Source organism: Longimonas haloalkaliphila (genome assembly GCF_055379825.1).
Genome location: NZ_AP043948.1, coordinates 1,921,934 through 1,934,094 on the forward strand (window position 1 = coordinate 1,921,934; position 12,161 = coordinate 1,934,094).

At 57.9% G+C, this 12,161-nt stretch carries 1 protein-coding gene; it reads left to right on the plus strand.

What is annotated here, in order from left to right; genetic code table 11:
• Positions 1-369: 369 nt before the first annotated feature.
• On the plus strand, positions 370-12,099 hold the full coding sequence (locus ACZ48V_RS07570; RefSeq protein ID WP_464538144.1) for a hypothetical protein: 11,730 nt from the start codon (positions 370-372) through the stop codon (positions 12,097-12,099).
• Positions 12,100-12,161 lie beyond the last annotated feature (62 nt).

A 12,161-nucleotide genomic window follows, 5' to 3' on the forward strand; every position in this document is an offset into this window, starting at 1 on the left:
TGGCCACTTGCATTCGGATTGTTGTAATGCATTGGCATAAACAGGAGTGCATGCTTGAGCACGCAAATGCAATTTCAGGCAGTTCCTCTTTTACAGACTTCCAGCGTTTAACATGCATTCTTGCAAATGGTAAAGCTTGAGACTTCTTATCTGCTGCTCTGGAATCGTGCAAGACGCCTGATTGCTGCGTGCGTCCTGACTGCTCTCCTATCGTTCGGGGCATTTCCGAGTGTCGCGGCAGGCGGGCTTTCCAACGCTTCGTCTTCCGTGAAGGCCACTCACGTCTATACAGATGTACCAATCCGTGGTGTAACGAGAGATACTGATTGGGGAGATGCGAACGCGGTTCGTAATTCGCCGGCTTCTTCGGTGGCTTCAGACGAAAAGGTAAGCGATCGTAACCCTGCACAGGCGGATGCAGAAGATGAGGAGCCTCGTCCACATCTATTCGCGCTGCAGGCTGTTCTTCTGGAAGAGACATCATCCGAGGAGACGACCCGAACGTTCGATGTCGGAGCGCTGGAAGCCGTTGCGAGTGGCCGTACGATCCAGCTTCCATCTGAAGGGGACGCCGGGTTTATCTTTGAGCCCGGAGAGGTGGAGGTAAACCTGAACGGGATGAGCATCACAGGGACAGGTGTGGGTATGATCAAGTACCCGCAACCACGGCCAGGCGAGGCGACGATTCGGCCGGGCGCATTGACCGTCGAGTTTAGCACCGACTTTGTTCTCGACGGAGATCCGCTGGAGGTCCGGACGGGGAAAGCGGAATTCGTCCGTGGTCTCACAACGATTGCTACGCTGGACCGAGATGGATTTCATCTCACCGTGCCGAAAGCAGAGACTCCGATCGGGGATGAGGAGCGCATCCTCGCACAAATCCCGGCCGATATTCCACTGCCCACTTCGGACCTTGCCTTTCTACGCGTCCGCGAAAACGGCGCTCCCGATGGCGAGTGGCTGGTCGATCCACAGGTGAATGGCGATGGGAGCGTCACGTTCGCTAACAGTGGCGCTAACAGCGACGCGGCTCCAGTCATTCATGTGCCCGCGCTTCGGAGCACCTGGCAGTCGAATTACGTGACCGTTGATGCCCAGTTCGATCCGTACCTCACGATTGATCCCGTAACTACCACCCTTCTGGACGGGAATGTCGCAGCGATCCAAAGTCCCAGCAATCCGATTTTTGACTTCGGGCAGTCCACATGGGGAAACCTTCCATTTTTGCTAACCGGGATTGTATACGACCCGATCAATGGAGGACTGCGCATGAACGGGCATTTCCGTGTCCTGGAAGGGGTTTTGCCACAGCGTGAGCCACTGAGCTACCGCGTGGGTCCAGACGGACGTATTGGAGGTACCGACTCGAAACTCGGAGGCGATGACATCCGCATCGTGGAGGGATCAGACAATGTGGTTCTTCAACCCGCACAGGTCACGGCGACGCTAAATCTACCTCTGCTGGGTGGTGATCCCACATACAATGTAGATCTGAACGGTACGTATCTGATTCAGCAGAACGCCTCGCCTGCAGCGGGTGCGCAGCTACAAATGGAGGTTACGCCATCCGGGATTCAGCTCTTTGGCGTCACGAGCCTCCCTAATACCGACATGACGCCGCTTGATCTCGGCGATGCTCTGCTCGATCTAAATCGCGTGGAGACGCTGGAGGCGGTGTATCGGGCGGATGGCTCGCAGATGCTTCGCGCAACTCTCGCCGCAGAAATCGGGCATCCCGACGTGCCGTTCACGGTGCCGCTTGCGGATGTTCAGCTGGACCGCGACGGATTCTTTATTCCGAGCCAGTCGTTTCAGCAAGAAGGCTCTACCAATTCAGAGATTCGTCCATTCCAGTACGGGGCCCTTCGGCTCGGGCTGATTGGGCTGCGCCTGCCGACCACAACCTTCGACTGGTTTGCGTGGTCGCCCGGGCAGCCGTCGGGGATTTCCCCTGATCTGGACTTCGAAGCAAGGCTTCCGGGATTTGTAGACCGCTCGCCGGCATTGTCGCAAGAAGCCTTCACCGTGCAAAATGCGCGTTTTGTAGAGAACGGAATCGACGGCGAATGGCTGGAGCGGGTACTGGATGGGGGCGCAGATGTAAAGCTGGGAAGTGCCGTATTTCGCGTCTCTTCGGTTTCCGGTCGTGTGATTCCGCTTGATGGTCCGCAGGCGAACGGCGTCGACCTGCGCCTGCGCGGCCAAATTGCGACAAGCAACATCGTGACGCTGTCAGGGGCAGACGCAGCCGGCTCCCAGTGCTCGAACGAGACAGAAGTCATGCTGAAGAGCAATGCTGGTCTGGCGTCGGTGAACGGCCCTGCCTCCCACGCAGTCTGTGGAACAGTCGCGCAGGACCCGCTGGTGCTGGATTACACGCCCACGGGCACGTCATCCGGTTCGACCGTCGAATTCACTTACGATGGCGGTGTGCAACAGGTGATTATAGATGGCACCGTGGCGGCTACATTTGCAGACGGCCGTGCGTTCACAAACGGACAGGGCAGCGGACGGTATGCCATGGATCTTGTGAGTGGTGAGGTGAGAGAGTCCGACCTTACGATGCAGAATATTCACTGGTCTTATCCCAAACAGGCACCGGTCTTCGACTTTCGGGTTGAGACCGCCGACATTACCACCACCGGACTCTCCTTTCGAGGAGACGGACGTGTGGGGCCGGCCGATGTCCCTGTGACGTTCGACGCCCTACAAGTGCCGTTCGAAGGCCACGAGATTCTGTCTGGACAGGTTCAGTTCAACGAGTCCTTTGTTCTGGCCGGGACGCTTCCGAGCCTGGTGTGGTCGATAGCCGATAGCGAGACGCTCCCCGACGCTGCCACCGACGCACTGCGGCTTACGGTTCCTTCCGGGCAGACGTTGACCCGGGCCGGACTACAGGTGGATGGGTCTGGCACCGGTTCGTACACCACAACTATAGGTACCGGCGCAGATGCGACGTTGTATGAAGAAACGCGCCTGGATGCTGCGTACGACGCGCTTACGTTTGCCTTCGAGACAACGATGCGCGTAACGAGCGGACGCGTCGATCTCAAAGAAGGGGCAGCTCTTCGCGCCTGGGTTGATGCGAGCGGTTTGCAGATTGAGGGCGTTCCAGAATCACAGACTCCAGACCTGCCAGACCGGATTGCTTTGGGCACCGAAGAGATCGGCTACCTCCCGCTCCGCAGCGCTGACGGAACGCTTCTCGTCACCACCGAACAGGTCGCGAGCGGTTGGCGCATCCAGACGAAAGATAGCACGCCCGCGCCCGTCGTTTTTGTCGGGTTGGGCGATTCGGAAGGAGCCATCAGCTACGATATTCGCGTAAATAATGCTTTTCAACTCCAGTCACTGTCCCGAACGGCGCTTGCCGACACCGCCACGGTGACCGGTACGCCGCTCCGCATCCACGACATTGAGTACAGCGAAAATGAGGGGCTCACAGTCGTTGGCACGATGGACATGGACATGGATGCAGGCGGCGCCGGGTTGGCGATTCCATTTGAAGGCATCGCCGCGACTAACGGGTTCGCTGACGGCGAGATCATAGTCGGTGTCCAACCGTCCGATCGTCATGCCGCCAGCATGAATACGACCGCCCCAATCGACACGGTTCATTACGATGCGACATTCGCTGAGACAGCCCCGACGGCTCAACGAGAGAGCTATACAATCGAAGAGGCCGTGACAGTCCTGTCTCGCGGGGCGACCATCGACTATGCCAACGGCCAGTTCCGTATCCATGGCGATATCACGAGTCCGGTGCTTGGGCGGGTAGAGTTGGATCCGAATGCGGGGTGTGCCTACGGCGCCCCTGTCGAGCAGGAGCCGGGGCCGTTCCATTTGGGCGGAGGAGATGGCACGAGCGCGTATGCAGCATCAGCCACGATTGAGACGTGCCCTGCGGTGGTACACTACGACGCTTCGTGGTCGGGAACGGCCTGGAACGTGACACCAGAAAATAACGCGTCGGGGGGCGTGCTACCCGTCGGCACAAAAGGAACATTCACGTACGAGGCCGGCGGGATGACCATCCCAGACGGTCCGGGCTTCGGGCTGGAGCTCGCGGGCACGCTGGGGCTCCCCGGACTCTCCGTCGGGTTCGACATCGCGATCGACAAGATGCGTCTCGGGTCCGACGGCATTACCGTCGAAGCCAACACGGTCGACCAGCAGCAGATGGAAGTGCGGCGCAACCTCCTTATCCTGCAGCCCGAGCCGAATACGCTGGCCATCAGGGTCGAGGAATCTGCTGCGCTCGCCGTCAGCTTCAGTGGGGGGCTCGTGTTCAATGCCGCAAAGGTCGAGCAGAATGCGGACGGGTCGTGGCGGTACCAGGACGAACCCACAGAAAGCGATGCTATCAACCCGGCCTATGGGCTGGGTCGGGTCCGGGATAGGATTACGGGGAGAGCAGAGCTTGAGCGAGAAAACGCACAGGTGCAACACAGCTGCTCGAACGCGCAGGTGACCTCCGACCCCGACGAGGCGACGGCGATTGCGTTTGAAGGCATGCGACTCACAACCAACGGCGACCTCGGGTTTGGAGAAGGCGAAATCAACCTGCTGGCCGGCTACAAGCCCATTTCCATCGTGGGCGACCGCGTGTGCGTAGACTACCTGGCTCTCGGCATGAAAGACAGCGGGCCTGGGGGCGACAATGATGCGTTTATGCGGATCGGGGTCGTGGCCGACATTCCGACAATGAAGAAGAAAGAGTCGCTTCGGTCTGGACGCCAGTGGCAGAGCGCTACGCCGACGGCAACGCAGAACACTGAGAGCGACTCCGACGACTCGAATATTCAATTGACCGGGATTCTGCAGACCGGATTTACTGACAACAGCTTCGAGGTCAACCTCTACGGTATATTCGACGATGGAGAGTCGGCCAGCTCCGGTGAGCAGATTCAGTCGTTCGTCCGTAAGGCAGACGAGGAAACGCAGGACGCGTTTTACTCAGCGACCTACGATCCACAGATTAACGGCTCGCCGCTTGAAATTCCATTTGGCGACAAGGCTGTATTCGAGGTAACGGGACTGGGCCTTGACCTGGACTTCGAAAACACGGACTTCCGCTTGAGCACCGCGCTTGCCCTTCATGTTTACATGGGGCAAGATAGGCAACGTACAGGGCAGAACCTGGGCGGCAGCAATATTCGGTCAGGGAACGACCGGGTGGTGAATGTGGCTGAACGTACCGATAGCGAGGGGCGCGCATACAAAACGATGATGTTTGGGGATCCGCGGATGATTGCAGCAGGCGGCGGGATCTGGTTCCGCTTCCGGAATGCAAGCGCAGGCGATCAGGGAGATGGTGAAACATCTGCACCGGACGAGCCCACCGATAGTAATTCGTCCGAAGGCGAAGAAAGAGACCCTGGAGATGGCTCCTTCTTCACGGCCTCCAACCAACATGGATTCGAGTTCAGCATGGGCTGGAACCTGAATGCAGAGTCCGAGAGCGGATTGCTGAGTGTAGATGGCGGACTTTTTTCAGCGACGATCACACAGTTCGCTGTCAATCCAGACCGGGCCTACGTGACCATGGGAGGAAACGCCACGCTGGATCTCCCGAAGGTACAGGGCCAGTTTGGAATCAAAGGGTTTACGGTCGGGCAAGATACGCTGAGCCTGGGCGAGCCGCAGGGGCCGTTCATGCTCGCCGTAGATAGCTACATGGCCATGGAAGTTGGATGCATAGACTGGGGCGCCCGGCAAAATGAAAGCGCCGATGCGCTGTCCTTTGACCGCCCGGTGCCGGTAGCAGATACGACGGACAGCGAGGTGTCATGGACGACAGAGACAGTCTCGGATGTGGATAAATACTTTCTTTTCTCAGCGTGTGGCACAGACTCGCAGACGGGCTCTCCAAAGGCACTTCGCCTGGCTGTGTTCTCAGACAGATCTCCAGATTCGTTTTTACCACCGGGGAACCGGCCCGATAGCCCAGCGACAACCCCAGCGACCCAGACAGCAGGCGACGCTGATGCGTTCGAGGGCAGCCTGTTTCGCGGGAGTGTCGAGCAGATTGTCTACTACGAAAAAACGGAGGGCGACACATACTTTAAGCTAAGTAAGGCCCGAATCGAGTTGGGTGGGAGTGGGCAAGTCGAAGCCTTTATTCAAGGAAGTGTAGAAGTCCAGACGCAGGTAACGGAGTCATCGGGCACAAACGTCGGCGTCGAAGTCGACGGGTTGGCCGTTCTCGGGATCGGGAAAAACCCAGCGACCGGGGAATTCAAGGAACGCTACGGGCTTCTCGCTCAGGGTAAGTTTTCTACGATCAATAATGAACTCTCCATCGGGTTCTTCCTGGCAGGATCCGGATTCACCATACCGATTGTCCCAGGTGTCGTTGATCTAAATGGAGCGGGGGGCGGCTTTTTCTGGAACCCGGAGGCAGATGATATCACGGACGTGTATGAGGGCCTTCGAGGCCTGACCGGGGGCGACTTCGCGAGCCAAAATCCAAACGGATTGCCGCGCAGCAACGATCTGAAACTCGCCATTATGCTGTACGCCGAAGCGGGTATCGGCGGGAGTGCCGGGAATTATGCAGCGAACACCTATTCCCTTATAACGGTAACTGACCAGTTCTTTACGCTGGATTTGTCCGGAAAGCTCAACACGCCCAATGCGATGGGGGGACTTTCCTCGTCGGTCACTAATCTGGATTGCCCCCCCGAATCAGGGGTCAAATTCGGGGGGTACCTGGCGGTGCTGTGGCAGCCTGAGATTCAGGGACTGCAGGGAGGGGTGCGCCTGCATTACGCCGAGCGCGTTCCCGCCACCGATAAGGTAATCGCGTCGGGCAGGGGGCAACTCGATGTCTTCTTCACCAACGTCGTGGTCGATGCATCCACGGGCGAACGGTGGGACGGGGTAGACACACGTCCGGCTTCTTCTGAGGAAGACTTTCAGTGGGGGATCGCAGGATACCTGGGGCTCAAGATTTTCCCCGACGACCCGAGCCCGACCTCGGCAGCGTTTATCACATCAGAGGCCGGTCTCATTATCAACGATGCGGGGTTTCTGTTTGGGCTGGACTACACGCTGGATAAAGACTTTGCGATCGTCAACCTGTACGCTCACGCCGGTATCGAATTCTGGTACAACGCCGTGCAGCAAGAGGTGGGCGCGTTTGCGGAAGCCGAAGCGAAAGTGAGTATCGTGGTGCTGGGGCATGCCCAACTTAGCGCGCAACTCGGCGTCGTTCCGAATGAAAACGATCATTACATGCTCTTTGGAAGCGGGAGCGGAGAGTTTTATCTCTTCAGTGTGTTTGAAGTGAAAGGATCGTTCTGGTTTTCCGCGACAGCAAAGCCGAGCGGACTTGACCTTGATGGCGGAACGGGAACAAATGACCGATTTCGGACCCTCGTGGCGGAATCGCAGAGCGACCTGCGAGGCGCCGCCGAAGAAACGCAAGCAGCAATGGACGAAGTCCAGCAAGCCGCACGCGACTGGGGAAGTTTTGCGGTTACGGACGAAGAAGCACAGGACGCGGGCCGGCAGTTAATCGCACAAGCGATTGGGGTCCGTCGCCAGGCGGTCGATGACATGCTTGCCATAGAGAACGCATGGTTCGATTACATGGGCGAAGTGGGCATCTCATCCATTCAAAGAGACTATTTCAATCAGGTCGCCCGCATCCTCAAGGTTGAAGATTTTGCACTTGACGGATTCGAAGAAGAAGCACAGGCGCTCAACGATGCGATTGATCGATTGAATGAACGTGCGTTGAGGCTGGACGCGCTGTACGAAACCATCGATGCCACGCTTGACGATGCAGAGTTCGTCGCGGCATCGGCCTACAGAGGCACCTCGCCGGTTACGCGCACCGATGGGGGCGGGTTTGCGATTGATGCGAGCGAGGTCAACAGGCAGCGGGAAGCGTTCAATGGGCTTCGGGCCGCAGCCTCAACCAATTCGACCGAGTTTATTCAAAGCATCCAGCAAATTGATGGGAGCCTCGCCAGGCTCGACAGCCTGATGTACGGGGGAGAGGATAACCTGTCCACATTCGGTGCGGACTTCGCCGTCGCGACAGAGCAAAGCGGAGCCCTGGTCGAAGCTCGGCGTCGCACATACGCAATGGCATGGGTCTGGGCGAAGGTTATTCGCAATAAATTTCAAGTGGTTAAAGAAGGTGCCGCAGGCCCTGAAGATGGGGAGCCGTTGCTGAAGCCTTTGGTCGACCCGGAGATGCAGTGGGATGCGACGAAAATCCTCGATGTGAAGCGACACATCGCTCTTCTTGCTGCAAACAGACGTGCTGTGATTGACGACCTGAACGACGGCACATACGACGGGAATCAGACGACTCTCTCAAACACATGCGTTCTCAGCGGACAAACGCGCTACACGGCGTATCCAGATGCAGAGTGGCGTAATCTGCTGGAAGCACAGACGGCGCAGTGCCCGTCGCAGTCCCAATACTATCAAGAATTGGGCTACTCAGACTACGCTTCCTATCTGCGGGACATGCAAATCGCTAATGACTCTTATTTCAGACGATATGACCCGGATACAGGAGACAATCTCCAACCTGCAGATGACCGGATTGGTACGTACTTCTGGCGTCTCGATCACGAACGGGCTAAAAATCCCACCCGCAGATTTGACTACTATTGGAATCAGTTTGCTGACTTTGAGTCCCCCTGGCCCTCAGCTGAGTACGACGGCATTAGTTTCCACACGGCCGCATACGGCGGCATTCGGACCGAGGACATGGGGCGTGAGGTCCAGGACTACTACAATCTTCTGAATCTTGCCGAGGAAAACGGCAGGAATCTGTGGATTACCATGCCCGACGAGGCGCTCACAACGCTCACTGAGGGCGAAATGAGCTACATCGTCAGTGACGACGAGTACCACGACCGCGTCATCGCGCCGTATGAAACCACGCTGGATGATGTCGGCGAGCAGTGGTCGAGTTACACCAACCGGCTGGACAGGGCGTATGCAAGAAAGAGTGCGCTCACCGAGAAGCTTGCGACGATGTACAAAGCATACAGCGAATGGGCAGAGACCCAGGAGACGGCAACCGCTCAGGATGATGCAGGGGCCGAAGAGACAGCGGACGGGCAGCAGACTACGGAACAGCAGGCCTCGGATCGTGAAACGACGGCAGTTGATTTAGATGTAAGCTCCGAAGCTGCACTGGACGCACAACAGGCTTACCTGCGCTCGTTGCGACCGCCGAGATTGGAATCGTTCAATCGGGCGGTCGACATCAGTTACGAGCAGCTTACTGTCGAGGATGTTACCACGATCTCCAGGAAATTCCCGACGCGGTTACCCAGTTTTCAAGACATCCCTGGATTAGACGAAGAACTGCCAAATCGGCCCGTCGCGACGCTGAATGTAGCGTGGGAAACGAGTGGATCAACGCTTGTTGATTCGTACGTGCGCGTAGATCGGGATTCTCAGCCGATTGGTGGGTCGATCGGGAATCGCACACGTTTTCAGATCGCGCTCCCACAGACTCGCACAACTCAGACAGCGACAGAAGTAGGACTTGAGTTGCGTGTACGAAGCGCAAGCGGCGTGCAGTACCGGATTACGCCTGAACCCTTTACGATTCGGTTCGACCAAGAGCCGACGCCCTTGTACAGGGTGTACACGTATGATAATGGGAGCACTTCGATCGGTACGGTCACACCGACCGAAGAAGACCCGGAAGAGGTCGACATGGCCGATCCGGATCCAGATATCGAGGTCTCGTTCGATGTTGAGATCATGGCTCGTGAGATCCAAAATCGGTATGGTAGCCGCTACTTCCTCGACCCCGCTGCGGACAAAATCCCGGTTCGGATCATTGCGCGAGGGGCGCAACCCGGTGAAACACGTCCGTTTGTATTTAAGCTCACGGACAACCTGGATCAACCTCGCGAGCTGACGCCGCACGAGAGAGGTTACCTTAACGGCCGAAGGACGACGCCCGGTGAAGAGAACATTCGTATTGAACGCGGCGAGCTGGACGAGGCCGATTCCGTCTTCGACTGGGAGATTCTCACAGGCACGTACCATCATCCGGGAGACGAGCACGGGCATGATGCATGGATCCTGGAAACACGTATCGATCGCGACATCATCCTGTCTGCCAATGAAGCTGATGATAGCCCAGGAGAGCGCCAGGGAAGATATCTCCAGGAAGCCTTTGGGATTCAGGTGCAGGACAACTTCGGGAACATGGCCTTCACCCCGTTTAGGAACATCAACTTCTACGAGGCTGACTTTAGCTTCCCTGGGAGTTTCGCTGAGATCCCACGCGCGCTCCGCAGTAGCTACGTCCATAGCGTGGTGCCGCTAACGGTCGACATCCAAGAAGAAACCGAGATCCATGCTGGAGAATACATAGCGCCTTATCACGTGGTACGTAGAGACACGGTGGATGCTTCGCGGATGTCTGCATCGGCGACGCTGAGCGCGAAGACAGCGACCGGGACAACCGCCGACTCTCTCGTGTTTGAGTACCGCCTTCACCGTGTAGGCGATGAGGGAGATGTTTATGGCGATTGGACGCCGATTAAGCGTGCGCCCGATACCTACGTCCGGGAAGAAACAGAAACGGGAGAGATCCTGCACAGGGTACGATACACGGAGGATCACCCGCTGTACATTCGCTTGTGGGATGATCATACCTTCTTCTCGGTTGAGATTCGTGCTCGGGGTGCGTTCCAAAATAGAACAAGAAATCCCTGGCGCTCTCGCTACTCGAAAACCTTTGCCGCGCCGTTGGGCGGGCCAACACTCCGAGGAGGATTCAACTGGTTCCCACGTCCGGCCCCAGATGCTACAAGGGGGGCGCTACGTGTCACAAACGAACCCGTGTCAGATGCTCCGAGGCATGAAGCCCCAATTGCAGCTCAGGAGGCTCGACCGTTGATGGCGTTTCGTCGCCCCGTTCCACGCACATTTAGCGAAGACATTGACTTTCAGAGCGGAAGCTCGCCGTATCGGGTGCTGGTCACGACATACGAGGACATCAACCCGAATGCGATCTACGCACGAAATGTGGTCAAGACGCTGCCGCTCCCCGAGAAGATCGTGGACGAGGGCATCAACTGGGACTACAGCGAATCCTTCAGTCCCTGGCGGTACGACGGATCGCAGCGCGATGTCGCGGTCAATGGGCCGAACGGCATCGAGTATTACCGGACCTACACGGACGCAGGCACGTGGGAGCCGTTCTACCTGCATTTCCATGTGGAAGACCAGTTCGGTCAGACTCAGGTTCGCACCGAAGGGCCATTTCAGGCTGCAGACCCCACACGCCCGCAGCTTCCCGACGCGGTTACGTCGCCTGGCAACCAGTACCTGTATCTGACGAAGCCGTCGGTCGATCCGGAATCCGGGGTTGCCGGCTATCAGATTGCGCTTGGTACCGAACCGGGGGGAACGGACTTACAAGCGTGGCCCGATGATGGGGCGCCGACGCTTCTGGATACCGATCTCTTTCCGAGTGGCCCGGGGAAGGCCCGCCACTTTAAGCTGGCACCACTGCTCGCCAATATTCAGCACACAGGGCGCATCTACGTCACCCTTCGTGCGGTGAATAACCAGGGGCAGGTGTCGCACTATGTAGGAGCCAGTTGGGTGCAGCCGAATCGCGACGACACGCCGCCGCAACAACCGGTGGTGCAACTCGAAAAGCAGCGCAGCGCACGGGCGCCCAGCGCCGTGGACGGCGAAATCTCGAACGTCTACGACGGGCAGTCGGGCATCCGTCGCGTGCGCTACCGCCTCCTCAACGCGAACGGTGATGCTTCGTGGGTGGTGTTGCACGACCATCAGAACGGAGATGCGACCGATGAAAGGGGTACAGGTGGAATCGGAGGTCTGCTGTCGCCACTTTCTCCACTGACATTCACCATCTCCCGCGAAGAGCTCGGTGCGCCGACGCCGTGGTCGCTCGAAGTCGAGGTCACCAACGGTCAGGGATTGACGCGGACTCGCGTCATCAACGCCACCTATGAGGAAGCCTGTCTGGCCCGAGAGGAGCGACGGACACGCGCGAACCCGACGCTGGACCGGCGGCCGTCATGCCTGATCTTCGACGTGCCCGGTAATCGCACGCAGCAGAACGCGCCATAGCAGCACGTAGACGATACAGGCCGATACGCCCGAGAAGCGTGTCCATGCCCCACAGCCCCGAA